Here is a 26,938-nt window from a genome sequence, read left to right as displayed (position 1 = left end):
CTGCGTGTCGACACCGAAAGCACCTGCCCGGCCTGCTCCTCGACGGTCGCCACGGTACGCCCCACCTGCTCGATCAGCCCCCGGATGCGCCGCACGGTCTCGTTGAAACCCTGGCCCAACTCGCCCAGCTCATCCTGGCTGCGCACCTCGAAGCTGACCGTCATGTCGCCACCGGCCACCCTGTCCATGGCCGCACCGAGATTGCCAAGGGTACGCCGGGTCGACACATAGAAGCCGCTGTAGAGGTAGAGGATCGACAGAAATACGATGGCCAGCGCCGCGACCAGCGCCAGCATGTGCAGGCGGTGCTCGCCCAGGCGTGCCTGCAACTGCTGCTGCAGGTGGGCGATCACTGCATCGTTGAGGCGGTAGGTTTCGCCCATCAGGGCACTGACCTGCTCGTAGAAGGCAGGCCAGGGCGCATCGAGGGTCTCGGCCACCACGACCTGGTCCTCGAACAGCGCCGCAGCCCGGCGCACCGTCGCCTGGCTGGCCTGGGCCTGCGCACCGAGGCTGGCCTTGGCCTGGGCATCGGCAGCCAGCGCATCCTCCACACGCAGGGCGTAGTCGGCCGACAGACGCTCCAGGCGTTGCAGCAAGTCTTCGAACCGCGCACTCCCCGCCGAATCGATGAAACCGCGCCCCAGGGCAACAGCGCCGATGGCCCGTCCTTCGCCGAGCATCTGGGTGACCTGGGCGGTGCTGGCACCGATCAGGTCGCTCAACTGGCGTACCGACGCCTGATTGTCCTGGCTCAAGCCCGCCTGGCTGGCCACCAGCTTGCCCAGCACCTGGGCCTGGGCCAGCAGCTTGTCGAACAGCGCGGTCTTGTTTTGCAGGGAGGTTTCGCCGCGAGCCTTGGCGAAGGCGTCGGCCAGCTCGACGCGCTTGGCTTCGAGTTGCGGATCCTGGCTCGCCAGGGCCTGGAGCTGGGCCTGGACCTTGTCTTCGAGGGCATCGATACGCGCTTCGACATCCCCGGCCTGGCCCGACTGGCCGAGCACGGCGTTGATCTGCAGGAGATTGCCCAGGCTTTCGAGGTCGCCACGCAGGGCCAGGCTGCCAGCCACAGGGCCAAGGCCGCTCAGCTCGACGCCTGTGACATGGAACTGGCGATAGGCATCGCGAACCAGATAGAAGCTGGTGACCAGCATGGGCAGGAAGAACAGGACGCTGATCAGGCTGAACTTCATGCCGAAGCTCAGCCGGTTCATCAACGCGATGGCCGGATGGAGCAGGCGCTTCATGGGTCACCTCCTTGGATTTTTATTGTTCTGCGGGGTAGCACAAGGCCATAACTGGCCGAGGCTTTGTATAGCGCAGAATCAATCCAAGGTTTGTAACTTAAGGTTAAGCGGCTTCGGCGTTCAGTTCAGAGCAGCACCGTCCACAGCGCAAACACCGCGTACCACAGCACCGCGCTGCGCAGCAGCAGTTCCCACAGGCTGTCCAGGCGCGCCAGCGCACTCTGCGCCTCTTCTTCCTCGGGAATGTCATCGGCCACCCGCCCGACGCGGGCGATCAACTGCCCCGCGCTGATGTGCCAGTTGAGCACTTCGTGCAGCATCACCCGGGCCACCGAAACGAAGTTGCCGACCAGCGCGAAGCTCAATGCCAACACCCGCACCGGCAACCAGTCCATGGCATGGCGCAGCTGCGCCGCGCGCTCCTTGAGCGCTGGTTGATGGCTGTTTGCTGCACTCAGCGCCAGCAAGCGATACCCCAGTGCTGCGGCCGGGCCGAGCAGGAAATACCAGAAGATCACGGCAAAGAAGCTCTGGTACGCCTGCCATACCAGGTTGCCCTGCACCCGCGCCAGCAGGTCACGCGGATCGTCTGCAGCCAGGCCCAGGTCGCGCTCGGCCACATGCAGCGCCGCCTGTTCATCACCCCGACGCCAGGCGTCGCGGAACGGGCCGAGCGCCGCCTTGGCATCTCCGCGCCCAAGGCTGTAGATCAGCACCAGCAGGTGCACTGGCAGCGCCAGCAAGCCGTAGGCCACCGGCTGCAACACATGCAGCAGCAACGCCAGCACCAGCACCGGTGCCAGCACCAGGATCGTCAGGCTCCACCAGGGGTGTACCTTGCTGCTGCGCTCCAGACGCACCAACTCACCGAGGAAGAACCCGTCACGCTGCAAGCGATGGCGCAGGGACGAGAACTGCTCGACCCACAACACCAGTACCAACACCAGGAAACTCATGCCTTGTCCTCGTTCAGCGCGGCGCGGTAGCGGGGCCAGTCGAAAGCTGGCCCGGGATCGGTCTTGCGTCCCGGCGCGATATCGTCGTGACCCTTGATGCGTTCGGGGCTGATCGCAGGCCAGAGGCTGCGGATCTGCCGCGTCAGCTGTTGCAGGGCGGTGTACTGGGCATCGGTGTAGGGCATATCGTCGGTGCCTTCGAGCTCGATGCCGATGGAAAAGTCGTTGCATCCCTCACGCCCGTCGAAGCACGACACCCCGGCATGCCAGGCGCGGTCGAGCAACGACACGAACTGGGTGACCGCACCATCGCGCTCGACGAACAGGTGCGCCGACACGGTCAGGTGCTGGATGCTTTCGAAGTAGGGATGCTCTGCCGGGTCAAGCCGGTTCTGGAAGAACTGCTGAACCTTGCCCGTACCGAAACAGGCTGGCGGCAGGCTGATGTTGTGGATCACCAGCAGGGAAATCGCCTCGCCTTCGGGGCGGGCGTTGAAGTTCGGCGAGGGGCAGTGGGTGACACCGGAGAACCAGCCAGTGGCGCGGTCCAAATGCATGGGCAGATCCTGAAAAACGCCGGATACGAGGCTTCAGTATGCCCCGCCGACAGCGCGCTTGCATGTAAATGATTGTGGGTACCTCAACGTGCCTGGGCAATGCGCAGGCTGTCGAGCACCGCATCGAGGGCGCGCTCGAACAGCAGCCCGTCGTCCAGCACCCGTGCCTCGCCACGATGCAGGGCAAGGGCCAGGCCGATGCTGTTCCACTCACGCACCTTCATGCCGGTACGGTTGGCGAAGACCAGCCGATCACTGCTGTCGATACGCGCCACCAGCTTGCAGCGCAGCGGCTCGTCATCGTCGCTGAGCTCGATCCAGGTGCCCAGGCGCAGGCGCTGGACCTGGCGCAATTGCGGGCTGTGCTCGTCCAGGACCGGCGCCCGGCCACCTGCCGACTCCTCGGCGACGGCAAGGACGATATCCGTCTCCACCCGCACATCATCAGCCTCGTCCTGCCATTGGCCGGGCTCGGCACAGGCGCGCAGGTGCAGACGCTCCAGTTGCAGGAAGAACTCGCGCAGCGCAGCCGAATCCAGTGCCACCCCCGCCAGCCCATCGCGCAACGCCTTGAGCAGCCCCGGCACCTGTTCGAGCAGGGCCTGGCGCGCTTGCGGCCCCGGGTGCGGTGCGATGCTGGCAAGCAGCGCGTCCATGGTCGCCAGGCCATCGATCCAGGCCGCGGACGCCTCGCCCTGCTTGAGCCAGGCGAGCAGCAGCACCTGGCTCCAAGAGTCCACCAGCATCTGCACCACCACCCGCGGCAATACGCGCCCGCGCAGGCGTTGGTTGAGCGCCTGCTGGACCTGCTGACGTGCCTGCAACGTCCGCGCCCGCCCCTCCTCGGCATCGCGGGTGCGCTGCTCCAGCAGCTCGTTGCGCCGACGCTCTTCGGTGCTGAAGAGCAGGAACTCGTCGAGCACCTCGGCGAATAGCCGAGCATCGTCGGTGAAATCGCTGAGCAGCCGCAAGACGATACGCTCCACCCGCGCCTGCAACCCTTCACCTGCCCCTTCCCAACCGATGGCCATGGCAGCGATCTCGTTGAGCAGGCGGCGCGCTGGATGACTGGCACGGCTGAACAGGCTCTTGTCGAGCAAGGCGACCTTGAGCAGCGGGATGTGCAAGCGTCCAAGCAGGGCGCGCAGGGGCGGGGGCAGGTTATCGTCGCGCTGGATGTGGTCGAACAGCAGGTCGACCAGGTTGATCATGTCTTCGTCGGCAGTGGCCAGGCGGCGGCGCGTGCCACTGCGAACGCTGACCCGCAGCAACAGTTGTTCGAGCTGCTGGCCGAGGTCGAAATCGTCGGCCTCGAACGGCCCGGGCACGTAATGCTGCAGGTGAGTGAGCAAGCGCAACAGGTCGGCGCTACCGATCGGCTGCGCCGCCGAGACACTCTGCAAGCGCGGCGCCAGCCTGCCACGTACCGGTGCCAGCAAGCCTTCCAGCGAGGCGAAATAAGCCTGGCCGGCGCTGTCCGCACCTATGTCTTCACCCGCGATCAACGAGGCCGGGGTGCGTCGTGCGGCCAGGCCGCGGTCCTCGGCACGCCGACGCGGAGCGGGGGCAAGTTCGCCCAGCACGCCCGCCGCGGCCAGCAACTGGTTGGCCTCGCCATAGAGCAGGTCGACGTCGCGCAGCACATAGCGCTCGAACAGCTTGAGCAGGACCAGCTTGACCTTGAGGTCTACCCCCAGGCTGCGTCCGGCGTCCAGAAAGTAGCCACACAGGCATGCAGGCCCCAGCGGATTGCACCGCACATCGAGGGGGATTTCGAGCAGGGCGGCAAAGCGCTGGCCGAGTTGCTCGAGGGCAAAGACGTCGCGCGCCAGCACGCGCTCGACCATGGCACCGACCGCCAGGGTTCGCTCGCGCTGGGCCTTGCCGACGGGCAGGTCGATAGTGCCCAGCGCGCCCAACGGGTCGGCCTGGCCGATGCGGCTGAAGGTTTCATGGAAGATGTCGAGAAAGGCACGTTCGATGCTCTTGCGCTTGAGACGCAAGTCGCGCATGGCTTCGAAATAGAGATGTTGCTGATCGCCCGCGCAAGCCTTGTCAGCCATTTCGAAGAGCGTGTCGTCAGCGTTGTCGAACAGGGCACGCAGCCCTTGGCGCAAGTGCAGTGCCGCTTTGTCACGTACTTGCAGGAGCACGACGGGAAGGCAAGGCAAGGGCGTGCGCACCCCTCTGTCGATGGCGGCCACCAAGGGCCCCATCTTGCCTTCTTCATGCATCCCGAACTCCTTGCAGGGTATTGGTCGACTGGCGAGGAAACATCGTCAAAGCTATGACGCCAAATACAAGGCGCCATTATCAGTGAAAAAGATGACAGCTGCCAACACGCCATTTACAAGACGCGACCGGACGCACACTTCCCGACTGCAGGGTCGACGGCTGTAAACCGCGCCCCCCTGCCCTATAATCGCCGGCACCTAGCTTGTGGAGCCGACCATGCCGAACCTACGTCTCGCCGATCTCACCGCCGAAATCGAATCCAACGTGCGCCGCGCACTGCTGGAAGACGTCGGCAGCGGCGACATCACCGCCCAGCTGATTCCGGCCGAGCGCCTGGCCAAGGCCACCATCATCACCCGCGAAGACTGCGTGATCGCTGGCACCGCCTGGGTCGATGCCGTGTTCCGCCAGCTCGACCCGCGGGTGGCCGTGCACTGGCAGGTGGCCGATGGCGAACGCGCCACCGCCAACCAGGTGCTGTTCCACCTCGAAGGCCCGGCCCGTTCGCTGCTCACCGGCGAGCGCTCGGCATTGAACTTCCTGCAGATGCTGTCGGGCGTGGCCACCCGCGCACGCTTTCTCGCCGACCTGATCGAGGGCACCCAGGTGCGCTTGCTCGATACCCGCAAGACCCTGCCGGGCCTGCGTCTTGCGCAGAAGTACGCGGTCACCTGCGGGGGTTGCCACAATCACCGCATCGGCCTGTATGACGCCTTCCTGATCAAAGAAAACCACATCGCTGCCAGCGGCGGCGTGGCCGAAGCCGTCGCCGCCGCGCACCGCATCGCGCCGGGCAAGCCGGTGGAAATCGAAGTGGAAAGCCTGGACGAACTGCGCCAGGCCCTGGCGGCTGGTGCAGATATCGTCATGCTCGACGAACTGACCCTCGACGAGATGCGCGAAGCGGTGCGCATCACCGCAGGGAAGGCCAAGCTCGAAGCCAGCGGCGGGGTCAACGAAACCACTCTGCGGGTCATCGCCGAAACCGGTGTGGACTACATCTCCATCGGCGCAATGACCAAGGATGTGAAGGCCATCGACCTGTCGATGCGCCTGAGCCTCTGATCCCGCTGCGCGTCAGCCGACCAATGCTTGCGCTTTCAGCAATGCCTAGGCGGCTGAGCGGGCCGTCGCTCGCGGCGTTTCGCAGTGCGGCGGTGGCAGGCTGAAACGAAAGAACCGGCCAAAGGGCCGGTTCTTTCGTGATCAGGCGGCGACTCAGAACGAGGCGTTGGCCAGGCCGTCCAGGTAGCGCTCGACGTCCAGTGCTGCCATGCAGCCGGCACCGGCCGAGGTGATGGCCTGGCGGTAGACGTGGTCGGCCACGTCACCGGCAGCGAACACACCTTCGACGTTGGTGGCAGTGGCATTGCCTTCACGGCCGCCGTTGACCACCAGGTAGCCGTCTTTCAAGGTCAGCTGGCCTTCGAACAGCGAGGTGTTCGGGGTATGGCCGATGGCGATGAACACGCCGTCGACCTTGATCTCGTCGCTGCTGCCATCGTTGTTCTTCAGGCGCGCACCGGTCACGCCCATGTTGTCACCCAGCACTTCGTCCAGGGTGGCGTTGAGCTTGAGCTCGATCTTGCCTTCGGCGACACGGGCATTGAGCTTGTCGATCAGGATCTTCTCGGCGCGGAAGGTATCGCGACGGTGCACCAGGGTCACCTTGCTGGCGATGTTGGCCAGGTACAGCGCCTCTTCCACAGCGGTGTTGCCACCACCGACCACGGCAACCGGCTTGTTGCGGTAGAAGAAACCGTCGCAGGTGGCGCAGGCCGACACGCCCTTGCCCATGAACGCTTCTTCCGACGGCAGGCCCAGGTAACGGGCGCTGGCACCGGTGGCGACGATCAGCGCATCGCAGGTGTAGGTGCCGCTGTCGCCGGTCAGGGTGAACGGCTTGCTGGCCAGGTCGACGGCATTGATGTGGTCGAAGACGATCTCGGTCTCGAAGCGCTCGGCGTGTTCCTGCATGCGCTGCATCAGTGCCGGGCCGGTCAGGCCATGGGGGTCGCCCGGCCAGTTGTCGACTTCGGTCGTGGTGGTCAGCTGGCCGCCAGCCTGCAGGCCGGTGATCAGCAGCGGCTTGAGGTTGGCACGGGCAGCGTAGACCGCGGCGCTGTAACCGGCAGGGCCGGAACCGAGGATGATGACCCGGGAATGACGAACTTCGGACATGTCGTGCTCCTGTCGAGCCGGCCACATGAGGCCGACACCGGTGTGCCGGCGACGCCGGCTGGAAAATAAAAAGGACCTGCGCAGCACTTGGGGAAGGCTACAACGCACAGGTCCGAAAACCTGGGGGCCACCTTCCACTGAGGGCTCGCGGCGTTTCACGGCGTTCAGAAATTGAACGCACTGTAGCGAGGTGGCAAAGATTAAGGAAATATCCTTCGACAATCCACCTTATAGACAGGCTCTATCCAGGGACGAATCCGATCTGCGATTGTCCCTATGCTTTGTTACAGCCGGTGTCGCGCCTTTCGTCGGCGCCGCAAACTCGGTAAGGTCAGCCCGTTTTCCTTCTGTGGAGCATCCCGATGCAAGCCCCCGTCCTGTCCGGCCCCCAGTACCTGCGCGAGGGCCTGAAGCTGGTCCTGAGCCCGAACCTGCGGTTGTTCGTGCTGTTGCCGCTGGCAGTCAACGTGCTGCTGTTTGGCGGTCTGATCTATTTCGCCGGCCACCAGTTCAGCCTGTGGGTCGATGCGCTGATGCCGACCCTGCCCAACTGGCTGAGCTTTCTCACCTACATTCTGTGGCCACTGTTCGTCGCCCTGGTGGTGCTGATGGTGTTCTTCACCTTCACCCTGTTCGCCAACATCATCGCCGCGCCGTTCAACGGTTTTCTCGCGGAGAAGGTCGAGGTGGTGGTGCGCGGTGAAGACACCTTCCCGGCGTTCAGCTGGGGCGAACTGGCCGCGATGGTGCCGCGCACCTTCAGCCGCGAGATGCGCAAGCTCGGCTACTTCCTGCCGCGCGCCATCGGCCTGTTCATCCTGTCGTTCATTCCGGTGGTGAACGTGGTGGCTGCACCGCTATGGCTGGTGTTCGGTATCTGGATGATGGCTATCCAGTACATCGACTACCCGGCCGACAACAACAAGATGAGCTGGCAGGACATGCTCGCCTGGCTGCGCAGCAAGCGCTGGCAGTCGCTGGGCTTTGGCGGGATCACTTACCTGGCGCTGCTGATCCCGGGGGTGAACGTGCTGATGATGCCGGCGGCGGTGGCGGGGGCTACGTTGTTCTGGGTGCGGGAGCGCAACTGAGGCATCCGGGCTCTTGTGCCGAAACTGAGATCCCGTTGGATGGCACCGGCCATGCCGGTGATCGCGGGACCAGCCCGCTCCCACAGGAATTGGGCTGGCCTTGGATTTTGAACAAGACAGTTGCTTGTAGGGTAAGACCTGAAGGGAAAGGGCAGCGCAAGGCACCGCCCGTCAGTCAGTGACTCAACTGGCTGGAGAACTGCCCCACCGCATTGACCACCTTCTTCGCCCCGTCCTGGATCTCGACGATCACGCTGCCGGTTTCCCCGGCCAGCGTCAGGCCCTGCTCGGCCTGGCGCTTGCTGGTGTCGATGATGTCCACCGCCGCCTGGGCCAGTTGCTCGTTCTGCTGCACCACCCGGGCAATCTCCTCGGTGGCACTGCTGGTACGCGAGGCGAGCTGGCGCACTTCGTCGGCAACCACTGCGAAGCCCCTGCCCTGTTCGCCGGCACGGGCGGCTTCGATCGCGGCATTGAGCGCCAGCAGGTTGGTCTGCCCGGCAATGTCGCTGATGGTCTTGATGATCGAGCCGATCACCTTGGACTGCTTGTCCAGCGCCTGGATGCCCTCGGCCGCCTCCTGCATCGAACTTTCCAGGCCACGCATCACCTCGACCGTCTGGGTGACCACGTCGGTGGCCTTGCGGGCGCTGGCGTCGGTGTCCTGCGAGGTGCTGTAGGCGATATCGGCGGCCTGGGCCACGGCGATTTCCTGATTGACCTGGTCAGTGATCACCGTGGCGAACTTCACCACCTTGTAGAGCACGTCATGGGCATCAATGATCGGGTTGTACGAAGCCTCCAGCCAGACGACTCGGCCATGTGAATCAATGCGCTTGAAGCGCTCGGCCACGTATTCTCCGCGGCGCAACTTCTCCCAGAACTGCTGGTAACCTGCCGAGCTGGTTTCCTCAGGGTCGCAGAACATGCGGTGATGCTTGCCGCGCACCTGCTCCAGGCTGTAGCCCATGGTGTGCAGGAAGCGGTCGTTGGCGGTTAGCACCTGCCCGTCAAGGTTGAACTCGATCACGGCCGTGGAGCGCATCAGCGCCTTGATCAGGCTTTCATGCTCGCGGGAGGTCTCGATGGTGCGGGTCAGGTCGCTCGAGTGCAGGGTGAAGTACTTGATCCGCCCGTCGACACCTTTGACCGGTTGCAGGATCGAGCGCAGCCAGGCTTCTTCGCCATTGCCCCGCAGCAGGCGGAACGCGCCGTTGAGGTGCTCGCCACGGGCGATTGCAGCCTTCATGCGCAGGCAGAAATCCAGCTTCTTCACGTGCTCCGGGACGATCTCTTCGATGTTGCGGCCGATCAGACGATCGCTGCTGTAGAGCATTTCTTTTTCGAAATTGGCATTGGCGGACTCGATGCGCCCCTGGGGATCGAGTTGCAGCACGAGCATTTCGCTATCGAGGCTGTTTTTCACCTGCTCGATGGATTGCAGTTCCTCGCGCAATTGCTGGATTTCTTTTTTCAGTTTGCTGTTGAACATCACCGCTCTCCCGGAGCGCAATCCACCCGTCGAATGCTTCTGCATCGGCTGAGGACAGGTGGTTCTTGAGGACCCGACGAGGAAATATTCGAGTGACAGACAAACCTGGAAAACACACGTCACCAGGGGATCATTTTCATGTCACATAACGGCAACCAAGCAGGCGGAAACTTTTTGACATGAATACGCCGCCTCTACGCATCACCCTCGTCAGCGAAACCTTCCCACCGGAGATCAATGGTGTGGCCAATACCCTTGGCCGCCTCAGTGAAGGCTTGCGCGTGCGCGGGCATCAAGTGGAAGTGGTGCGCCCACGCCAGGCCAGCGATGCACCGGGCAATAGCGACGACACGCTGCTGCTCTGTCGCGGTTGGCCACTGCCTGGATATCCCGGTCTGCAATGGGGTGAGGTATCGATGCACAAACTGTGGCGACGCTGGCGTCGGTTGCGCCCGGATGTGCTGTACATTGCCACCGAAGGCCCGCTCGGGCTCAGTGCCCTGCGCGCGGCACGACGCCTGGGAATTGCCGTGGTCAGCGGTTTCCACACCAATTTCCCGCAGTATTCCGGCCAGTACGGCCTGGGCCTGCTGGCACGCCTGCTCACCCACTACCTGCGCTGGTTCCATCGCCGCACCGCGACCACCCTGGTACCCAGCGCCAGCCAGCGTCTGGAGCTGGAGCGACGTGGTTTCGAACGCCTGGCATTGATGGCGCGTGGCGTGGATGCGCAACTCTTCAACCCGGCACGGCGCAACCAGGCGCTGCGTGAGCAGTGGGGCCTTGGCCCGGATGACATCGCGGTGTTGCACGTCGGACGCCTGGCGGCGGAGAAGAACCTCGCCCTGCTGTTGCCTTGCATGCAGGCGCTGCACAAGAGCTATCCACAGCGACGCCTGCGCCTGGTCGTTGTCGGGGATGGGCCACTGCGCAACCAGATGCAGCAGCAGTTCCCCGATGCGGTGTTCTGTGGCGTGCAACGCGGCGAAGCCCTGGCCGAACATTACGCCTGCGGCGACCTGTTCCTGTTCCCCAGCCTCACCGAAACCTTCGGCAACGTGGTGCTCGAAGCACTGGCCTCGGGCCTTGCGGTAGTGGCGTACGACGAGGCCGCCGCCGCCCAGCATATTCGCCACGGACACAGCGGCGCGCTGGCCATGCCGGGGGATCAACCCGCGTTCATCGACGCCGCGTGCTGGCTGCTCGAAGACACCGAGACCCTGCGCAGGGTGCGCCTCAATGCCCGCCAGCACGCCAGCCGCCAGGGCTGGCAAGCGATCGTCGAAGAATTCGAGGCGCATTTGTACAGCGCCTGTCGGCAGACCGCCGCCCAGGGTAAGCGCGCGGCCACGCCGCTGACGATCAAGTCAGGCTCGACAGCGCCTCGCGGCTGAACGGCAGAATCTCTTCCTCACGCCCCTCGCGAACTTTCTGCGCCCACTGGGCATCCACCAGCAACGCACGACCGACCGCCACCAGGTCGAACTCCTCATCGCCCAAGCGCTGCAGCAGGCCCTCCAGGCTGGCCGGCTTGGCCACCTTGTCGGTGTCGACCATGAACTGCAGGAACTCGCCATCCAGACCAACGCTGCCAACGGTGATGGTCGGCTTGCCGGTGAGCTTGCGGGTCCAACCGGCCAGGTTCAGCGGCGAGCCGTCGAACTCCGGCTCCCAGAAACGGCGGGTGGAGCAGTGGAAGATATCCACACCGGCGTCGGCCAGCGGCTGCAGGAAGGCTGCCAATGCCTCGGGCGTTTCGACCAGGCGCGCGCTGTAGTCCTGCTGCTTCCATTGGGAGAAGCGGAAGATGATCGGGAAATCCGGCCCCACCGCAGCACGCACGGCCTGGACCAGCTCGATGGCGAAGCGCGAGCGTTGCGCCAGATCGCCGCCGTATTCGTCACTGCGCTGGTTGCTGGTGGCCCAGAAGAACTGGTCGATCAGGTAGCCATGCGCGCCGTGGATCTCGACGCCATCCATACCGATGGCCTTGGCATCGCGGGCAGCTTGTGCAAAGGCGGCAATGACCTCGCGGATGTCGTCGTGGGTCATTTCATGGACCACCACCTGGCCATCCTTGCTTTTACCGCTCGGACCGTAGCCCGGCACGCTGGCGTCCGGCTCGGTACCCAAGCGACGAACGCTGCCCACATGCCACAGCTGCGGAACGATGCGCCCGCCTTCGGCGTGTACGGCCTCGACCACCTTTTTCCAGCCAGCCAAGGCATCTTCGCCATGGAAGCGCGGCACATTCGGATAACCGTTGGCAGCCTTGTGATCGACCGTGGTGCCCTCGGTGATGACCAGGCCCACGCCAGCCGCAGCGCGGCGGCGGTAGTACTCAATGACGCCCTTGTGCGGTACGCCGCCAGGGCAGAAGGTGCGGGTCATCGGCGCCATGACCACACGGGTCGGCAACTCGAGGGTGCCCAGGGTGAAGGGCTGAAACAGTGGGTTGCTGGACATGCGGCGCTCCCGATGAGGTAAGGAAATGCGCCTGAGCTTAGAGCCAGCCGAATGGCGGGCACAGCATTATTGATTTGAGTGATTGAACAGGATATGGCGCAGCTTGTTACTGCGCCAGAGGGAGAACCGAGCGGCGGTTCGCCGCTCCAGCATGCTTCAGGCCAGCGCCTTCTCAACCGCCTGAACCACCGCCGGATCGTCCGGCGCAGTGCGTGGCGCGAACCTCGCCAGGACGCGGCCGTCCTTGCCCACCAGGAACTTCTCGAAATTCCAGGTGATATCGCCAGGGAACTCCGCACCCTCGCCAGCCAGCAGGCGGTACAGCGAATGACGCTCAGGCCCGTTGACCTCGAGCTTGGCGCTCAAGGGGAAGCTGACGCCATAGTTCAGGCTGCAGAACTTCTGGATCTCGTCTTCAGTGCCCGGTTCCTGGCCGGCAAACTGGTTGCACGGCAGGCCGAGCACGCTGAAGCCCTGGCCCTTGAACTGCTGGTGCAGCTTTTCGAGCGACGCGTACTGAGGCGTCAGGCCGCACTTGGATGCGACATTGACCACCAGCACCACCTGGCCCTTGAATGGTGCCAGCGGCAGGTCCTGGCCGTTCAGCGCCTTGAGCGTCAGATCGTGAAATGCACTCATCTTGATTCCCCTCTCAGATTGCCGGTTGCCGCTGGGGCGAATTGCGCCCACTAAAAAGGCGCGCGACCAAGCCGTGCACCCGCCCGTGGGGGTAGGTCGGCTTGCTCGAGCGCCTGACGACTCTCAGAGCTTAGCTGAGAAATCAGTGGTGATGGCCACCTTCACCGTGGATGTGACGGTGAGCGATTTCTTCTTCGCTGGCGTCACGCACGTTGACCACCTTGACCTGGAAGTTCAGGCGCTGACCTGCCAGCGGGTGGTTGCCGTCGACGGTCACGTCGTCGCCGTCGATGTCGCGGATGGTGACGATCTGCATCTGGCCGTCCGGCGCCGAAGCATGGAACTGCATGCCGACTTCCAGTTGGTCGACACCTTCGAACATGCTGCGGTTCAGGGTGCTGACCAGCTCGGCCAGGTACTCGCCATAGGCGTCTTCCGGCTCGATGGCAACGGTCAGTTCGTCACCGGCCTGCTTGCCTTCCAGGGCTTTTTCCAGGCCCGGGATGATGTTGGCGGCACCGTGCAGGTAGACCAGTGGCGCGCCACCGGCGGAGCTGTCGATGGTCTCCCCGGCGTCGTTGGTCAGGGTATAGTCGATGGAGACTGCCTTGTTGGCGGCGATCAGCATGGGGCAAGACCTTTTGCAAAAGAATGTAGAGCGCACAAGTGTAACCAAGGCCTCGCCCGATTGCGAACGCGCGGCGGCTGGCGAACGGCCCATCAGTCGGATCATCGGCTTTCACCAGGACGAGGAAGGCCATTGGGTGGTCGAGCTGTCCTGCGGTCATACCCAGCACCTGCGCCACCAGCCGCCGTGGCAGGCGCGCCCCTGGGTGCTGGATGCGCACGAGCGCACCCGGCGCATCGGCCAGGCTTTTGCCTGCGGCTGGTGCGCGAACGGGGCCGATAGCGCTACCCTTGGCCGTTGATTCCTTGCACCGCTTATTCCGAGAAGCACGCATGCAGACATTTTTCATCGCGCCGACCGACTTTGGTGTCGGCCTGACATCCATCAGCCTCGGCCTGGTACGCGCCCTTGAGCGCGGCGGCCTGAAGGTGGGTTTCTTCAAGCCAATCGCCCAGCCGCATCCCGGCGATACCGGCCCCGAGCGCTCCAGCGAGCTGGTCGCGCGCACCCACGGCATCAAGCCACCCACGCCGCTGAGCCTGGCCCAGGTCGAGCGCATGCTGGGCGATGGCCAACTCGACGAACTGCTCGAAGAAATCATCCGCCTGTACCAGCAAGCCTGCGTCGGCAACGACGTGGTGGTGGTCGAGGGCATGGTGCCGACCCGTCTTGCCAGCTACGCGGCGCGGGTCAACCTGCACCTGGCCAAGAGCCTGGATGCCGAGGTGATCCTGGTCTCGGCACCGGAGAACGAGGTGCTCAGCGAGCTGTCCGGGCGCGTCGAGTTGCAGGCCCAGCTGTTCGGTGGCCCGCGTGATCCGAAGGTGCTCGGCGTCATTCTCAACAAGGTCCGTACCGACGAAAGCATGGCCGATTTCGCCACGCGCCTGCGCGAGCATTCGCCACTGCTGCGCGGCAACGACTTCCGCCTGCTCGGCTGCATCCCCTACCTGGCCGATCTCAACGCCCCGCGCACCCGCGATGTGGCCGAGTTGCTCGGCGCCCAGGTACTCAATGCCGGCGACTACGAACAGCGGCGGATGAACAAGATCATCATCTGCGCACGCACCGTGGCCAACACCGTGCCGTTGCTCAAGCCGGGCACCCTGGTGGTGACGCCCGGGGATCGCGACGACATCATCCTCGCCGTGAGCCTGGCAGCGATCAACGGCGTTCCACTGGCCGGGCTGCTGCTGACCAGCGACAGCAAGCCTGACCCGCGCATCCTCGAACTGTGCCGCGGCGCCCTGCAGGCCGGCCTGCCGATCCTTTCGGTGAGCACCGGCTCGTACGACACCGCCAACCAGCTCAACTCGCTGAACCGCGAGATCCCGGTGGACGACCGCGAGCGTGCCGAGTTCATCACCGACTTCGTCGCCAGCCACCTCGACGCCCACTGGTTGCACCAGCGTTGTGGCACGCCGCGAGAGATGCGCCTGTCGCCAGCGGTGTTCCGCTACCAGCTGATCCAGCGCGCGCAGCAGGCCAACAAGCGCATCGTCCTGCCCGAGGGCGCCGAACCGTTGCTGGTGCAGGCTGCCGCCATCTGCCAGGCGCGCGGCATCGCGCGCTGCGTGTTGCTGGCCAAGCCCGAGGAAGTCGAGGCGGTGGCCCGCGCCCAGGGCATTACCCTGCCGGCCGACCTGGAAATCCTCGACCCCGAGCTGATTCGCGCACGCTACGTCGAGCCGATGGTCGAGCTGCGCAAGAGCCGCAACCTCAACGCCCCGATGGCCGAGCAGCAGTTGGAGGATCCGGTGGTGATCGGCACCATGATGCTGGCACTGGATGAAGTCGACGGCCTGGTTTCAGGGCTGGTGCACTCCACCGCCAATACCATCCGCCCGGCCCTGCAACTGATCAAGACCGCGCCGGACTGCAGCCTGGTGTCGTCGGTATTTTTCATGCTGTTCCCCGAGCAGGTGCTGGTGTACGGCGACTGCATCATGAACCCGCACCCCAGCGCCGTGGAGCTGGCGGAGATCGCACGGCAAAGCGCCGAATCGGCGCAGGCCTTCGGGATTGCACCGCGCGTGGCGATGCTCAGTTATTCGAGCGACTCGGCGGCCAGTGACGAGGAAGTGGAGAAGGTGCGCGAAGCCACGCGCCTGGCGCAGCAGGCGGAACATGGCCTGCTGATCGACGGGCCGTTGCAGTACGACGCCGCAGCCAATCCGGAGATTGCCCGGCAGTTGGCACCGCACAGCCAGGTTGCGGGCCGCGCCACGGTGTTCGTGTTCCCGGACCTGAACACTGGCAACACCACGCACAAGGCGGTGCAACGCAGTGCCGACTGCGTAAGCCTTGGGCCGATGCTGCAGGGGCTGCGCAAGCCAGTGAACGACTTGCCGCGCGGTGCGCAGGTGGACGATATCGTGCACACCATCGCGTTGACGGCGATCCAGGCCAGTCACGTGCGCTGAAACGCATCGCGGGACAAGTCGGTGCGCCGACTTGTCCCGCGACAGGGCCGCAAAGCGGCTGGGTTAAAGGTCAGGGGTACTGCTGGACGGTGCCCTGCTGGTCATACTGCTGGCCAGGGATCGGCTTCAGGTTGACTTCGACGCGACGGTTCTGCGCCCGCCCATTGGCATCGGCGTTACTGGCGATCGGCTGGTCCGGGCCCATGCCTCGTACCGACACCCGCGAAGCATCGACACCCTGCGAGGTCAGGTAGGTGCTGACGGCCTGCGCGCGACGCTGCGACAGGTCCATGTTGTGCTGGCGGCTGCCGGTGCTGTCGGTGAAGCCAACCACTTCGATGGTGTTCTGGTTGAACTGCTTGAACGAGCTGGCGAGGTTGTTCAGCGGCGAGTAGAAGCTTGGGGCGATGTTCGCCGAATCGGTCGCGAAGGTGATGTTACCTGGCATGATCAGCTTGATCTGGTCCCCCTGGCGCTGCACTTCGACACCGGTGTTGGCCATCTGCGCACGCAGCTCGGCTTCCTGCTTGTCGGCATAGTAGCCATAACCGGCGGCGGCGGCGCCTACCGCAGCAGCGCCGATCAGCGCACCCTTGCCACGGTGGTTGTGGTCGATGGCCGCACCCGCGATGGCACCGGCCAGTGCACCCAGGCCACCGTACTTGGCAGTCTTGCTCATCCCTGTGGAGCCGCCCTGCGCCTGGCCCTGGTTGTCGTAGGGGTTCTGGCCGGCACAGCCGGTCATCAGGGCAGCAGCGGTAGCGACGATAATCAGACGACGCATGGTGAACATGGACAAGCTCCTGGTGAAATTCGAAAGTGCAGCGGATCGTATGCGGATCAGTGCCAGCCTTGGATTGCAGCGACGCGGAAAAATTCCATGAAACTTCACGCCCGCACGAACGGGTTCTCACGCATCTCTTCGCCGAGGCGAGTATCCGGACCATGGCCGGTCACCACGATCGCCTCTTCATCCAGGCGGTACAGCCGCTCCTTGATCGAACGAACGATAGCCCGTTGATCGCCCCCCCACAAATCGGTGCGCCCCACACCACGACGGAACAGGGTGTCGCCGGCAATCAGCAGCTTGTGCTCGGCAAACCAGAAACTCATCGAGCCCGGCGTATGCCCGGGCGTGTGCAGCGCAACGCCACAGCCGCAGGCCAGCGCTTCGTCATCGGCGAGCCAGCGGTCCGGGGCAGGTACCGGCGTGTAAGGCACACCGAACATCTGGCACTGCATTTCCAGGTTGTCCCACAGCGGCTGGTCGTCCTTGTGCAAGTGCAGGGTCGCACCGGTCAGCTCCTTGAGCCTGCCGGAAGCCAGGAAATGATCGAAGTGGGCGTGGGTATGGATGATGCTCACCAGCGTCAGGCCATGCTGTTGCAGGCGAGCGAGAATCTTCTGCTCGTCGCCCCCCGGATCGACGACGATGGCCTTCTTGCTGACCGGGTCGCCGATCAGCGTGCAGTTGCACTGCAGGGGGCCTACGGGAAAGGTTTCGCGGATCAGCGATACAGGGATAGGGGTCATGGGAGTCCAGCTCCAAGCGACTTCACGCTCATTCAAATAAGGTTTGTACGCGCGCCAGCGCATCATCAATGACAACGTCGGGAACAGACTCGATACGTCGGGCACCACGTGCCTCGAGATCCAGCGTACGCAACTGGTTGCACAACACCACGCCCTGGGTTCGCGTACCTGCCCCGCTGAGCGTGACTGCAAACCCGGCATGTCGGGCGAAATCCCCACCTTGAGTGATCGGGACTACCACCGCCAGGCCCGCGGCATTGTAGGCAGCCGGTGTGAGCACCAGAACCGGACGCATCGCACCTTGCTGCTCGCGTCCGACCACAGGCTCAAGATCGACTCGCACAATATCGCCCCTGGCGAATCCCACCCGCCTCATACCTCACGACCAACAGGACGAATGGCGTTCCACGCCGCGAGCTCATCCGGCTCGGGTGCATCGAGATCGCACTGGGCCATCAGCTCCTCAAGCTTGTACTTGGGTTTTGATCGGACGGGCTTGAGAACCAGCGACCCGGTGGCGGTATCCAGGCTGAGGACGGAGCCCACGCTCAGGCGCATCTGCTTGAGAATGGTCGATGGCAGGCGAATGGCAGCACTGTTGCCCCATTGTTGAATCTTGACTTCCATAAGTATCTCCAAAGGTAGATACATAGTAGAAACCCTCCAGATGATTGCAAGTAACTTGTAGAAACAACGTGTCTACATTGTCATCTGAAGCGCTGCTTTTGAAGTCATGAACTCGAGGTCAGGAGCTATCCCACAACGCAGTGGGAAGTGACACTCAAATAGCCAGAGTCAAGGCAAAAACAACCTGAACAACCCGCCACCCAGCGCACCACCGTTGGCGATTTCGATCCGCCCACGCACGCCGTTGCGCTCGTGCAGGGCGGCGATCCTGGCGGCGAAGTACAGGCCAAGGCCGGTGCTGCCGCTCTGCTGGTCGATGCCCTGCACGTAGTCCTGCTGACGCTCGAGCAAGCGCTGTGGATAACCGGCGCCATCATCGTTGACGCTGATCACCAACTGCTCGCCCTCCTCTTCGACGCTGATCAGCAGCGTGTGCCCGGCGTAGCGAATGGCGTTGGTCAGCACGTTGGCGACCACCGAGGCGACCAGTTCACGGTCGAAGAAGCCCAGCGGGCTTTCGGTGTCGATGCGCCAGGTCGCCAGCACGTCGCGGTGGCGGATGACTTCCTGTTGCGCCGCCAACTGGGCTTCGACGAAATCCTCGAGCTCGTGGTAGTCGGGGCAGATCGGCAACTGGTTGATGCCCAGCTTGTACAACCCCAGCAACTGCACCAGCATACCGTTGAGGTGGCGGAACTCGTGCTCCATCACCCCTTGTTCGCTGCCACTGCGGGACTGTTCGGGCAAACGCGCCAGCCACTGGTCGTGGGCCTGGATCAGGGCCGAAAGCGAGTTCTTCATGTCATGCACGGTGGAGGCGATCACCGTGGAAAAATCCAGCCCCTGCTCATCGCGGCTCATGCGCCGAACACTCGCACGTGCAGCTTGCGGTAGCGGTCGAAGCGGTTGTCGCTGGCGGGGATGCCGGCCACGCGGTTAAGGCAGTTGCGACATTCCTGCATAAGCGACTCCGACGGACTTTCGCCGCCGATACGCAGCAGCGCCTGGGCGGTATTGAGGGCGATACTGATGTTCTTCGGTTGCAACGACAGGGCCTTGCGGAACATCTCCAGAGCCTCGTTCAACTGGCCGCCCTGGTAACTGCGTACTCCCTGGCGGTTGAGATCCACGGCTTCGGTGACGGCGCCGAGCACGCTCGGGTCGTCAGTCACCTTGGCCACACTCTGCATCACTTTCGGGTCATCGCCATAGGTTTCCACGCAGCCCTTGAGGATCGAAGTCCCGGCCGACTCCTGGCCCAGCTCCTTGAGCTGCCTGGCCACGGTCAGTGCGGCATCGACCGAGAAGAACTGGTCCATCTTGTCCAGGCGCTGCATGGCCTGCTCGGTGAGCTTGGCCGCGGTTTCCGCATCGCCGGCCTGCTGCAGGCTGGCAGCCTTCATCAGCCGGGCGCGCACCTGCAGGCCCTGGTCCTCGGTGTTTTCCTTGGCGACTTCGCTGAGCACGGTATTGATCTCGACCCGCGTGCGCGCATCGAGGCCATTGCCGGCGTTCTTGTTCATCAGCGCCTGGACCAGGCCCAGGTTGCTCTCGGCGCTCTTGTAACGCGAGCTCTGCCCCTGGCTGACGGCATGCCGGTATGCCTTGGAGGCGCCTTCGTAGTCTTCGTTGTCCAGCGCCAGCTTGCCCAGCGCTGCTTGGCGACGCACCGCCAGCGGCGACAGGCGCACCGCCTCTTCGAGCATGTGCTGGGCACGCTTGTTGTCGCCCTTGGCCACCAGCACTGCGGCCAGCCCGTCGTACAGCCCAGGCATGATCGGGAAGGCTTTGAGCGCTTGCTCATAGACGCCCTGGGCCTGTTCGTACTGGCCACGCTTGTGCATCAGGCTGCCCAGCGCCGAATACACCCAAGGCTGCGGGCGGCTGGCAAGAATGTTGGTAAGAAACTTTTCCAGGTCGTCGAAGCGATTAAGGTCGCGCAACGCATCGGCCCGGTAGCGCAGGCACAACGGCGCGAAACGCGGATCCTGCTTGCACAGCTCGGCGCAGGCCGCCAGCACCTCGGCCGGGCGCCCGCGGTCCAGCGCCTGGAGGATCGGCTTGAGCAGGGTCTTGCGCTGCACCAGCTTTTCCAGCCGCTGCGCCAGGCCCAGGCGGTTGAACGGCTTGGTCAGATAGGCGTCCGGTTCATGCTCGATGGCGCTGAGGACGATCGACTGGCTGCTTTCGGCCGTGACCATGATGAACACACATTCATGGCTGATGAGCTTGTCCAGCAGCAGGTCCTCGAGCACCTGCTGGCCGTTCTTCTTGCCATCGCCCAGGTGGAAGTCCTGGAGAATGAAGTCATAGCGTTTCTGCGCGCACATCCGCAGGGCCTGCTCGCCGCTGTCGGCGGTGTCCACGTCGCGCACACCCAGCTCGCGCAGCATGGAGCGCGTCGAGGTGCGAAAGTCGGTGAAGTCGTCGACGATCAGAAAGCTTTTTTGCCCATACTGCAGCATCAACACGACCTGTATTGAGAAGAGGTGGAAAAAGACCTGCGGCGACTGTGCCCGGCGAATGCTGTATCGGCCGGGCGGCGGGAAAGATGAGACTGGGAAGTCAGCGCATGACAAGACAATGGCAACTAGCCACCATTTTAACTACAACGCGCTTTCTAGACCAGCAGGCCAAGCGATTTGGCCCGTGCCACGGCTTGCGTGCGGCGCTCGACGCCCAGCTTGCTGTTGATATGGCTGGCGTGGGTCTTGACGGTGTGCAGGGAGATGAACAGGCGCTCACTGATCTGCTGGTTGGAGCAGCCTTGGGCGATCAGTTCCAGTACCGCCAGCTCACGGCCACTGAGCGCCTCATTGCTGGCCACGGTGACAGGCGGAGTCTGCGGCAGGCGTGCCAGCAGTTCGGCCTGGACCGGGCACACGGGGCTGGCGGCGAGCTGCTCACGCAACCATATCGGGCGTTCTTCCAGCAACCGCTGGAAAGCATGCAAGGCACCGCCACGCGCGGCCTCAAGCGCTTTGCCCAGCAACTTGCCCGCTTCCTGTTCGCGCCCCTGCGCCAGCAACAGCTCAACCAACTGGCAGAGCGCGCTGACCGCCAGCATCATTCCACCACTGGCCTGCCCCTGCGCGACCAGCGCCCGCAAGCGCTGCTCGGCAGGCTCCGGTCGTGCCAGGGTACGTTCCAGCAACGCTTGTTGAAGCTCGATATGCAGTGGCAGCAATGGATGAAATTCCGGTGCCGCGGCCGGTTGCTCGCCGCCGTAGGTCTGCCCCAGGCGCAGCAGCCAGGACTCGGCAAGGTCGGTGCGGCCCTGGGCCAGCCAGAGCTCGCATTTCACCAGCGTGATCATGGCCAGATAGAAGATCGGCGGCACGTCCCAGATATGCATCAACCGCTCGGCCTCGGCGAGCTCCGCAAAGGCCTCGGCGAAGCGCCCGTCGCGCCCCTCCAGCGAGGCGATCACGCAATGGCCGATCAGCACGCTGATATCACGGCAGGCCCGTGCTTCGCTCAGCCCGGCGCGCAACCGCGCCCGCCCCTGGCCTGGTTGCAGGCGCGAGGCATACAGGTAGCCTTCGTAGAGAATCAACCGGGCGCGCACGGCGTACAGGCGCTGCCCCGACAACCCCTGCAGACGCTGCAACCCCTGACGCACCTCGTCCAGGGCGCGCAACACTTCGCCCCGGGCGTGCAACACCCTGGCGCGGTCGTAATGGGCCAGGGCCTCGAACAACGGATTGCCAACACGCTGGGCCAACTCCAGCGCCTCACGGTTCCAACCCCGTGCCCGCCAGAAATCACCGTCGGCAATGGCCAGGTTGGACAGCGTCGACAGGCACACCAGGCGCTGGCCATAGCGCTTGCAGGGCAGGCTCTGCAGGGCTTCCTCACAGTAGGCCAGGGTCCGCTCGCGATCGCCGCGGCCGCGTGCGATCACGCCGCTGAGCGCCAGCCACTGGGCGAGCATGGACTTCTGTGCGGTCGCCGAGGGCGCTGGCAGGAAACGGCTGAGATAGGCCGCCAGTTCTTCGGCTGCATCCAGCTGGCAGGCCAGGCCCAGTGCCCAGCTGTACAGCACGATCAGGCGTGGCGTGCTGATCAGCAGGCTGTCTGGCAGGTCCATCTTCCAGCGCAGCAGCATGCCGACGTTCTGTTCGGCCAACAGTTGCTCTTCGGAAAGGCTCTGCACCAGATCGGCGGCGACATCCAGAGAACCCGCACGCAAGGCCTGCTCCACCGCTTCATCGAGCAGCCCCTGGCGCTCGAACCAGCGGCAGGCACGCAGGTGCAGCGCCGCCGAAGGCTCGCTGGCCTGGCGACTGCGCAGCAGGTCGGAGAACAGGTGGTGGTAACGGAACCACCGACCGTGCTCATCCAGCGGCACCAGGAACACCTGGTGAGCCTGCAGGTATCGCAGGATCGCCGCACTGTCCTCGCGCTCGCGCAGGGCGTCGCACAGTTCGGTGCAGAAGCGCTCCTGGCAGGCGGTGTCGTAGAGGAAAGCCTGGACTTCTGCCGGGAGGATCTCGATGACCTCTTCGAGCAGGTAATCGCGGATCAGCCCTTCGCCACCGTGCAGCGCCTGGGGCAAGGCATGGTCCTCGCCCGACTCGCTGGTCGCCAGCTGCCAGAAACGCAACCCGGCGACCCAGCCATCGCTGCGCTGGATCAGGTTGTCCAGCGCCTGGCCACGCAGGCCGGTGGGCTGGCGGCCAATCACGGCAAGGGCTTCATCGGAGGTCAGGCGCAGGTCTTGTTCGTTGAGCTCAGTCAACTGGCGCGACAGGCGCAGCCGCGCCAGATGCCAGTCAGGGCGCTGGCGGCTGGTGACCAGCAATGCCAGGCCCGGGGGCAAATGGTTGAGGAAGAACTGCAGGCAGCGATCGAGAACCGGCCCCTGGGCAAGATGGTAGTCATCCAGCACCAGCAGCAGCGGCGTGTCGGCGTTCAGGTAGAGCGCCAGCTCGTCGAGCAGGCTGTCGAGCCACTCCTCGAAGGCGAACGGCTGATGGCGCTGGCGCATCTTCAGCAGCCCCATGGCCTGACCGCCCAATGCCGGGCAGAACTGCTGCAAGCCTTCGAGCAGGCGCTCGAGGAAACGACCGGGGTCGGCGTCGCGCTGGCTCAGGCCCAACCAGAGGCTGCGCCAGTGGCTGGGCAACTGCTGGCAGAACTCGATGGCCAGCGAACTCTTGCCGAACCCCGCCGGTGCGTTGACCAGCAGCAGCCGCCCATCCAGACCCGCTTCGAGACGCTGGCACAAGCGCGCGCGCAGCACATGCCCGTCCGGCAGCGGTGGCCGGAAGAAACGCCCGTCCAGCAGACCAAGGGCCTGGCTGGCGACTCCATGCGTACGGGACAAATCTGTCATGGCCGACTCGTTCTGGTTGGAAGATCACGGCGATACGGATTGTTGCGAGCCTAGCGGCTATTGCGACGCATTTGAAGATGATCAAAACGCTTGAGAAGGAAAAGACTACGACAAAAAGCAACAACACTGATGGACATCAGTGAGATCTATCGCACGGCATAGCACAGACCGCCCCAGAACGGGCGCAGAGGCTCAGCGAGGTTCGAGCCAGACCAGCGAAGCGAAACGCCCGCCCTGCGGGGTGCGCCGATAGGAGAAGAAACGCGGGTCGCTGACCGTGCAGAACCCTCCGCCATAGACGGCCGTCACGCCGCGCGCGGCCAGGCGGATACGCGCCAGGGCATAGATGTCGGCGATCAGTTTGTCGGGGCGTTGGCCCGCGACGAAGGCACTGGCGGCCTCTGGATGCACGGCGGTGAACGCATCGCGCACTTCCAGGCCCACTTCGAACGCCCGCGGGCCGATAGCCGGGCCCAGCCACACCAGCACCTCTTCAGGCGCCAGCGCCAGACGATCAAGGGTGGCTTCCAGCACGCCACCGGCCAGCCCGCGCCAGCCAGCATGTGCGGCCGCCACACGCGTACCGGCGCGATCGCAGAACAGCGCAGGCAAACAATCGGCGGTCATCACGGTACAGGCGATACCGGGCTGGTCGGTCCAGCTGGCATCCGCTTCGGCTACCACGGCCGGATCGGCGTCGGCCACGACCAGGCCATGCACTTGCTTGAGCCAGGCCGGCTGGATAGCGAACTCAGCGCCCAGGCGACGGCGGTTCTCGGCGACCGCTGCAGCATCGTCGCCCACGTGATCACCCAGGTTGAAGGTTTCGTAGGGGGGCAGGCTGACGCCGCCCTCTCGTGTAGTGACGCAAGCGCGAACCGAGGCCGGGGCCGGCCAGTCGGGGAAGATCAGCGATTGCGTCAGCTCGCTCATCCGATAAAGCTCTCGCGGTCCTGATCGAGCAGCGACAGCAGCCACATGAAGTCGTCCGGTAGAGGCGATTTCCACTCCATGCGCTCACCGGTCGTCGGATGATCCAGCGCCAGGAAGCGCGCGTGCAGGGCCTGGCGAGGGAAGTGCTTGACCGCCTCGACCATGGCCACGCTGGCGGCCGGCGGGATGCGGAAGCGACCGCCGTAGGTCTGGTCGCCCACCAGCGGGAATCCGACATGGGCCATGTGCACACGAATCTGGTGGGTACGCCCGGTCTCCAGCTTGACCCGCACGTGGGTGTGCGAACGGAAACGCTTGAGCACGCGATAGTGGCTGACCGCCGGCTTGCCGCCATCGGTGACCGCCATGCGCTGACGCATGCCGCCGTGGCGACCGATCGGTGCGTCGATCTTGCCACCGGCCGTCACCACGCCCACCACGATGCATTCATAGATGCGGCTGACCGAGCGTTTCTGCAACTGGTCGACGAGGTTGGTCTGCGCCTGCAGCGTCTTGGCGACCACCATCAGACCGGTGGTGTCCTTGTCCAGGCGGTGGACGATGCCGGCGCGCGGCACGTTGATGATATCCGGCACATGGTGCAGCAGGGCGTTGAGCAGGGTACCGCTGGCATGCCCGACAGCCGGGTGGACCACCAGCCCGGCAGGCTTGTTGATCACCAGGATCTGGTCGTCTTCATAGACGATGTCCAGCTCGATGTCCTCTGCCTCCCATTCACCCTGTGCCTCCTGTTCGGCCTCCAGGGCGAGAACGGAGCCGGTGTGGACGGTATCGCGCGGGCGCAGCACCGCACCATCGACGGTCAGGCGGCCTTCCTTGATCCACGAAGTCAGGCGCGAACGCGAGTACTCGTCGAACAATTGGGCGGCGACCTGGTCGAGGCGTTGGCCGCCCAGCTCGGACGGGACCTCTGCACTAAGTTGAATGATCTCGGACATGCTCGAATCGATGGGCTTACAGCCTTTGGTTTCGGCTGCGTGCTTGTGGTTAAATACGGCTTCTTTTGCCCCGGGGTTGGCCGGGGGCGCTCATCATAACAGGACGGCACCGCCCAAGACAGCGGCCGTCAAAGGACGCAAGCCGCCATGCAAGTGAAACACCTGCTGCTGATCGCCATCCTCGGGCTCACTGCTGCCTGTTCCTCGAACAAGGAAGTCATTGACGAGAACCTCAGCGAAGCCGAGTTGTACCAGCAGGCGCAGGCCGACCTGGACAACCACAGCTACACCAGTGCCGTGAACAAGCTCAAGGCCCTGGAATCGCGCTACCCATTCGGCCGCTACGCCGACCAGGCCCAGCTCGAGCTGATCTACGCCAACTACAAGAACACCGAGCCTGAGGCCGCGAAGTCCGCTGCCGAGCGCTTCATCCGCCTGCACCCGCAGCACCCGAACGTCGACTACGCCTATTATCTGAAAGGCCTGACCTCGTTCGACCAGGACCGCGGCCTGCTGGCGCGCTTCCTGCCGCTGGACATGACCAAGCGTGACCCGGGCGCGGCGCGCGACTCGTACAACGAGTTCGCCCAGCTCACCAGCCGCTTCCCCAACAGCCGTTACGCCCCGGACGCCAAGCAGCGCATGATCTACCTGCGCAACCTGCTGGCCTCCTACGAAATCCACGTCGCCGACTACTACCTGAGCCGTGAGGCTTACGTCGCCGCCGCCAACCGTGGCCGCTACGTGGTGGAGAACTTCCAGGAAACGCCATCGGTTGCCGACGGCCTGGCCGTGATGACCGAGGCCTACCAGAAAATGCACCTGGACGACCTGGCCGCCACCAGCCTGGAAACCCTCAAGCTCAACTACCCGAACCACCCGAGCCTGGTCGACGGCCAGTTCGTACCCAAGCAGGGCGAGTCCGACGGCCGCTCCTGGCTGTCCAAGGCCACCCTGGGCCTGATCGAGACCGACACGCCGCTGCCACCGGGTGAAACCCGCGCCAACCAGGACGTGGTCCGTCAGTTCAAGGACGCCCGTTCGGAAATGCCAGCCGACCTGCTGCCCAAAGACGAAAACGGCGACCCGATCCTGCCGGAAGGTCCGAAGGACGCCGAGGTGGATCGTTCCTGGTTCAGCTACCTGACCTTCGGTCTGTTCGACTGACAGATCGCGCAACGAGAAAGGGAGGCCCAGGCCTCCCTTTTTTCATGGCCGCGCCCTAGACTGTGGCCTCTTCATTCACGACAAGCTGGACACCATGGTTCGCCTACTCTTCTGGATCGCCCTGATCGCCGCCGCGTTCTGGCTGTGGCGCAAATTCAAGATCAGCCAGCAGTCACGTCCCGAGCCACGCCTCGAAGACCCCTTGACCATGGTGCGTTGCGCCCATTGCGGCGTACACCTGCCCAATGACCGGGCGCTCAAGCTCGGCAAGGACTGGTACTGCAGCCAGGCCCACCTCGAACAGGGTCCTGGCCGACAAGGCTGATCGCACAGAACGAGCTCTCCCTTGTGGGAAAGCGGGTTTGCCCGCGCCCACGGGGGGGCAGTTTCAGATTTTCGAGCCCGCCTCACTTATCCCTCCCCGACCCTTTCACTCCATTTGCGACCCCTGCTCCCCCGCCACCAT

23 protein-coding genes and 3 pseudogenes are annotated in these 26,938 nt (G+C 64.3%); 7 read left to right on the top strand and 19 right to left on the bottom strand.

Annotation, left to right across the window (positions count from 1 at the left end):
- Window positions 1-92 precede the first annotated feature (92 nt).
- The 4 genes and pseudogenes from ACMGGG_RS01820 to ACMGGG_RS01805 all read right to left on the bottom strand — a co-directional run.
- Window positions 93-296, bottom strand: a pseudogene (locus tag ACMGGG_RS01820) (HAMP domain-containing protein); the annotation flags it as partial.
- A 1,076-nt stretch (window positions 297-1,372) separates the two neighbouring features.
- A complete protein-coding gene (gene ampE, locus ACMGGG_RS01815) occupies window positions 1,373-2,203 on the bottom strand; it encodes a regulatory signaling modulator protein AmpE (protein ID WP_414154766.1) in 831 nt (276 codons plus the stop codon).
- Entirely contained in the window at window positions 2,200-2,760 is a 561-nt protein-coding gene (gene ampD, locus ACMGGG_RS01810) for a 1,6-anhydro-N-acetylmuramyl-L-alanine amidase AmpD (protein ID WP_414154765.1), read from the bottom strand. Before ampD ends, ampE begins: the two co-directional genes overlap by 4 nt.
- 83 nt (window positions 2,761-2,843) lie before the next feature.
- On the bottom strand, window positions 2,844-4,994 hold the full coding sequence (locus ACMGGG_RS01805) for a DUF1631 domain-containing protein (RefSeq protein WP_414154764.1): 2,151 nt from the start codon (window positions 4,992-4,994) through the stop codon (window positions 2,844-2,846).
- 217 nt (window positions 4,995-5,211) lie between these two features.
- Between ACMGGG_RS01805 and nadC the strand changes: the two genes are divergently transcribed.
- A complete protein-coding gene (gene nadC / locus ACMGGG_RS01800) occupies window positions 5,212-6,060 on the top strand; it encodes a carboxylating nicotinate-nucleotide diphosphorylase (protein ID WP_414154763.1) in 849 nt (282 codons plus the stop codon).
- A gap of 153 nt (window positions 6,061-6,213) precedes the next feature.
- Here nadC and trxB read toward each other — a convergent pair whose 3' ends face one another.
- The gene (trxB, locus tag ACMGGG_RS01795; RefSeq protein WP_054895213.1) at window positions 6,214-7,176 is read right to left on the bottom strand and encodes a thioredoxin-disulfide reductase; all 963 of its coding nucleotides are present in this window, start codon (window positions 7,174-7,176) and stop codon (window positions 6,214-6,216) included.
- A gap of 362 nt (window positions 7,177-7,538) precedes the next feature.
- Between trxB and cysZ the strand changes: the two genes are divergently transcribed.
- Window positions 7,539-8,267: a sulfate transporter CysZ gene (gene cysZ / locus ACMGGG_RS01790; RefSeq protein ID WP_054895212.1), complete on the top strand. Its 729-nt coding sequence runs from the start codon at window positions 7,539-7,541 to the stop codon at window positions 8,265-8,267.
- Between the two features lie 175 nt (window positions 8,268-8,442).
- Here the strand turns inward: cysZ and ACMGGG_RS01785 are convergent.
- Both ACMGGG_RS01785 and ACMGGG_RS01780 read right to left on the bottom strand, forming a co-directional pair.
- Window positions 8,443-8,877 (bottom strand): annotated as a pseudogene (locus ACMGGG_RS01785) (methyl-accepting chemotaxis protein); the annotation flags it as partial.
- A 159-nt stretch (window positions 8,878-9,036) separates the two neighbouring features.
- Window positions 9,037-9,669, bottom strand: a pseudogene (locus ACMGGG_RS01780) (PAS domain-containing protein); the annotation flags it as partial.
- A 269-nt stretch (window positions 9,670-9,938) separates the two neighbouring features.
- Between ACMGGG_RS01780 and ACMGGG_RS01775 the strand changes: the two are divergent.
- On the top strand, window positions 9,939-11,153 hold the full coding sequence (locus ACMGGG_RS01775; RefSeq protein WP_054895210.1) for a glycosyltransferase family 4 protein: 1,215 nt from the start codon (window positions 9,939-9,941) through the stop codon (window positions 11,151-11,153).
- On the opposite strand, the gene ACMGGG_RS01770 is transcribed toward ACMGGG_RS01775, so the two are convergent.
- The 3 genes from ACMGGG_RS01770 to ACMGGG_RS01760 form a co-directional block, all read right to left on the bottom strand.
- Window positions 11,122-12,225, bottom strand: a complete 1,104-nt coding sequence (locus tag ACMGGG_RS01770; protein ID WP_063542838.1) for an NADH:flavin oxidoreductase — start codon at window positions 12,223-12,225, stop codon at window positions 11,122-11,124. The genes ACMGGG_RS01775 and ACMGGG_RS01770 overlap by 32 nt on opposite strands.
- Window positions 12,226-12,381: 156 nt before the next feature.
- Window positions 12,382-12,864, bottom strand: a complete 483-nt coding sequence (locus tag ACMGGG_RS01765) for a glutathione peroxidase (RefSeq protein ID WP_054895208.1) — start codon at window positions 12,862-12,864, stop codon at window positions 12,382-12,384.
- A gap of 142 nt (window positions 12,865-13,006) precedes the next feature.
- Window positions 13,007-13,492, bottom strand: coding sequence for an FKBP-type peptidyl-prolyl cis-trans isomerase (locus ACMGGG_RS01760; RefSeq protein ID WP_054925639.1), 486 nt, complete (start codon window positions 13,490-13,492; stop codon window positions 13,007-13,009).
- On the opposite strand from ACMGGG_RS01760, the gene ACMGGG_RS01755 reads away from it, so the two are divergent.
- Both ACMGGG_RS01755 and pta read left to right on the top strand, forming a co-directional pair.
- Window positions 13,491-13,793 (top strand): DUF3565 domain-containing protein, encoded by a 303-nt coding sequence (locus ACMGGG_RS01755; protein ID WP_054895124.1) that lies wholly within the window; start codon window positions 13,491-13,493, stop codon window positions 13,791-13,793. The genes ACMGGG_RS01760 and ACMGGG_RS01755 overlap by 2 nt on opposite strands.
- Before the next feature lie 31 nt (window positions 13,794-13,824).
- Window positions 13,825-15,915, top strand: coding sequence for a phosphate acetyltransferase (pta, locus tag ACMGGG_RS01750; RefSeq protein WP_414154762.1), 2,091 nt, complete (start codon window positions 13,825-13,827; stop codon window positions 15,913-15,915).
- 70 nt (window positions 15,916-15,985) lie between these two features.
- On the opposite strand, the gene ACMGGG_RS01745 is transcribed toward pta, so the two are convergent.
- From ACMGGG_RS01745 to rluD, 9 genes are all read right to left on the bottom strand, one after another.
- On the bottom strand, window positions 15,986-16,708 hold the full coding sequence (locus tag ACMGGG_RS01745; protein WP_054895122.1) for an OmpA family protein: 723 nt from the start codon (window positions 16,706-16,708) through the stop codon (window positions 15,986-15,988).
- Window positions 16,709-16,803: 95 nt separating this feature from the next.
- Complete coding sequence (locus tag ACMGGG_RS01740) at window positions 16,804-17,448, bottom strand: MBL fold metallo-hydrolase (RefSeq protein ID WP_054895121.1); 645 nt, start codon at window positions 17,446-17,448, stop codon at window positions 16,804-16,806.
- Window positions 17,449-17,476: 28 nt separating this feature from the next.
- Window positions 17,477-17,824, bottom strand: a complete 348-nt coding sequence (locus ACMGGG_RS01735) for a type II toxin-antitoxin system ChpB family toxin (RefSeq protein WP_063542834.1) — start codon at window positions 17,822-17,824, stop codon at window positions 17,477-17,479.
- Window positions 17,821-18,075: an AbrB/MazE/SpoVT family DNA-binding domain-containing protein gene (locus ACMGGG_RS01730; RefSeq protein WP_063546635.1), complete on the bottom strand. Its 255-nt coding sequence runs from the start codon at window positions 18,073-18,075 to the stop codon at window positions 17,821-17,823. The genes ACMGGG_RS01735 and ACMGGG_RS01730 overlap by 4 nt, the downstream gene beginning before the upstream one ends.
- A 168-nt stretch (window positions 18,076-18,243) precedes the next feature.
- The gene (locus ACMGGG_RS01725; RefSeq protein ID WP_063542832.1) at window positions 18,244-18,936 is read right to left on the bottom strand and encodes a sensor histidine kinase; all 693 of its coding nucleotides are present in this window, start codon (window positions 18,934-18,936) and stop codon (window positions 18,244-18,246) included.
- Window positions 18,933-20,540, bottom strand: coding sequence for a tetratricopeptide repeat protein (locus ACMGGG_RS01720; RefSeq protein WP_414154761.1), 1,608 nt, complete (start codon window positions 20,538-20,540; stop codon window positions 18,933-18,935). Before ACMGGG_RS01720 ends, ACMGGG_RS01725 begins: the two co-directional genes overlap by 4 nt.
- A 155-nt stretch (window positions 20,541-20,695) precedes the next feature.
- Complete coding sequence (locus ACMGGG_RS01715) at window positions 20,696-23,413, bottom strand: LuxR C-terminal-related transcriptional regulator (RefSeq protein ID WP_414154760.1); 2,718 nt, start codon at window positions 23,411-23,413, stop codon at window positions 20,696-20,698.
- A 192-nt stretch (window positions 23,414-23,605) separates the two neighbouring features.
- Window positions 23,606-24,346, bottom strand: coding sequence for a peptidoglycan editing factor PgeF (pgeF, locus tag ACMGGG_RS01710; RefSeq protein WP_414154759.1), 741 nt, complete (start codon window positions 24,344-24,346; stop codon window positions 23,606-23,608).
- Complete coding sequence (gene rluD / locus ACMGGG_RS01705) at window positions 24,343-25,305, bottom strand: 23S rRNA pseudouridine(1911/1915/1917) synthase RluD (protein ID WP_063542824.1); 963 nt, start codon at window positions 25,303-25,305, stop codon at window positions 24,343-24,345. Before rluD ends, pgeF begins: the two co-directional genes overlap by 4 nt.
- Before the next feature lie 147 nt (window positions 25,306-25,452).
- Between rluD and ACMGGG_RS01700 the strand changes: the two genes are divergently transcribed.
- Entirely contained in the window at window positions 25,453-26,472 is a 1,020-nt protein-coding gene (locus ACMGGG_RS01700; protein ID WP_054895114.1) for an outer membrane protein assembly factor BamD, read from the top strand.
- Between the two features lie 94 nt (window positions 26,473-26,566).
- A complete protein-coding gene (locus ACMGGG_RS01695; RefSeq protein ID WP_063542822.1) occupies window positions 26,567-26,797 on the top strand; it encodes a PP0621 family protein in 231 nt (76 codons plus the stop codon).
- Window positions 26,798-26,938 lie beyond the last annotated feature (141 nt).

The organism is Pseudomonas sp. BNK-44-b, assembly GCF_047456245.1.
Lineage (GTDB): Bacteria > Pseudomonadota > Gammaproteobacteria > Pseudomonadales > Pseudomonadaceae > Aquipseudomonas > Aquipseudomonas machongensis.
Note: the sequence above shows the minus strand (reverse complement) of the source record. Positions and strands in the feature narration are given on the sequence as shown.

Coding starts and splice junctions, on each gene's coding strand:
- ampE (WP_414154766.1), bottom strand. CDS start 2,203: ATGAGTTTCCTGGTGTTGGTACTGGTGTTGTGGGTCGAGCAGTTCTCG.
- ampD (WP_414154765.1), bottom strand. CDS start 2,760: ATGCATTTGGACCGCGCCACTGGCTGGTTCTCCGGTGTCACCCACTGC.
- ACMGGG_RS01805 (WP_414154764.1), bottom strand. CDS start 4,994: ATGCATGAAGAAGGCAAGATGGGGCCCTTGGTGGCCGCCATCGACAGA.
- nadC (WP_414154763.1), top strand. CDS start 5,212: ATGCCGAACCTACGTCTCGCCGATCTCACCGCCGAAATCGAATCCAAC.
- trxB (WP_054895213.1), bottom strand. CDS start 7,176: ATGTCCGAAGTTCGTCATTCCCGGGTCATCATCCTCGGTTCCGGCCCT.
- cysZ (WP_054895212.1), top strand. CDS start 7,539: ATGCAAGCCCCCGTCCTGTCCGGCCCCCAGTACCTGCGCGAGGGCCTG.
- ACMGGG_RS01775 (WP_054895210.1), top strand. CDS start 9,939: ATGAATACGCCGCCTCTACGCATCACCCTCGTCAGCGAAACCTTCCCA.
- ACMGGG_RS01770 (WP_063542838.1), bottom strand. CDS start 12,225: ATGTCCAGCAACCCACTGTTTCAGCCCTTCACCCTGGGCACCCTCGAG.
- ACMGGG_RS01765 (WP_054895208.1), bottom strand. CDS start 12,864: ATGAGTGCATTTCACGATCTGACGCTCAAGGCGCTGAACGGCCAGGAC.
- ACMGGG_RS01755 (WP_054895124.1), top strand. CDS start 13,491: ATGGGGCAAGACCTTTTGCAAAAGAATGTAGAGCGCACAAGTGTAACC.
- ACMGGG_RS01760 (WP_054925639.1), bottom strand. CDS start 13,492: ATGCTGATCGCCGCCAACAAGGCAGTCTCCATCGACTATACCCTGACC.
- pta (WP_414154762.1), top strand. CDS start 13,825: ATGCAGACATTTTTCATCGCGCCGACCGACTTTGGTGTCGGCCTGACA.
- ACMGGG_RS01745 (WP_054895122.1), bottom strand. CDS start 16,708: ATGTTCACCATGCGTCGTCTGATTATCGTCGCTACCGCTGCTGCCCTG.
- ACMGGG_RS01740 (WP_054895121.1), bottom strand. CDS start 17,448: ATGACCCCTATCCCTGTATCGCTGATCCGCGAAACCTTTCCCGTAGGC.
- ACMGGG_RS01735 (WP_063542834.1), bottom strand. CDS start 17,824: ATGAGGCGGGTGGGATTCGCCAGGGGCGATATTGTGCGAGTCGATCTT.
- ACMGGG_RS01730 (WP_063546635.1), bottom strand. CDS start 18,075: ATGGAAGTCAAGATTCAACAATGGGGCAACAGTGCTGCCATTCGCCTG.
- ACMGGG_RS01725 (WP_063542832.1), bottom strand. CDS start 18,936: ATGAGCCGCGATGAGCAGGGGCTGGATTTTTCCACGGTGATCGCCTCC.
- ACMGGG_RS01720 (WP_414154761.1), bottom strand. CDS start 20,540: ATGCTGCAGTATGGGCAAAAAAGCTTTCTGATCGTCGACGACTTCACC.
- ACMGGG_RS01715 (WP_414154760.1), bottom strand. CDS start 23,413: ATGACAGATTTGTCCCGTACGCATGGAGTCGCCAGCCAGGCCCTTGGT.
- pgeF (WP_414154759.1), bottom strand. CDS start 24,346: ATGAGCGAGCTGACGCAATCGCTGATCTTCCCCGACTGGCCGGCCCCG.
- rluD (WP_063542824.1), bottom strand. CDS start 25,305: ATGTCCGAGATCATTCAACTTAGTGCAGAGGTCCCGTCCGAGCTGGGC.
- ACMGGG_RS01700 (WP_054895114.1), top strand. CDS start 25,453: ATGCAAGTGAAACACCTGCTGCTGATCGCCATCCTCGGGCTCACTGCT.
- ACMGGG_RS01695 (WP_063542822.1), top strand. CDS start 26,567: ATGGTTCGCCTACTCTTCTGGATCGCCCTGATCGCCGCCGCGTTCTGG.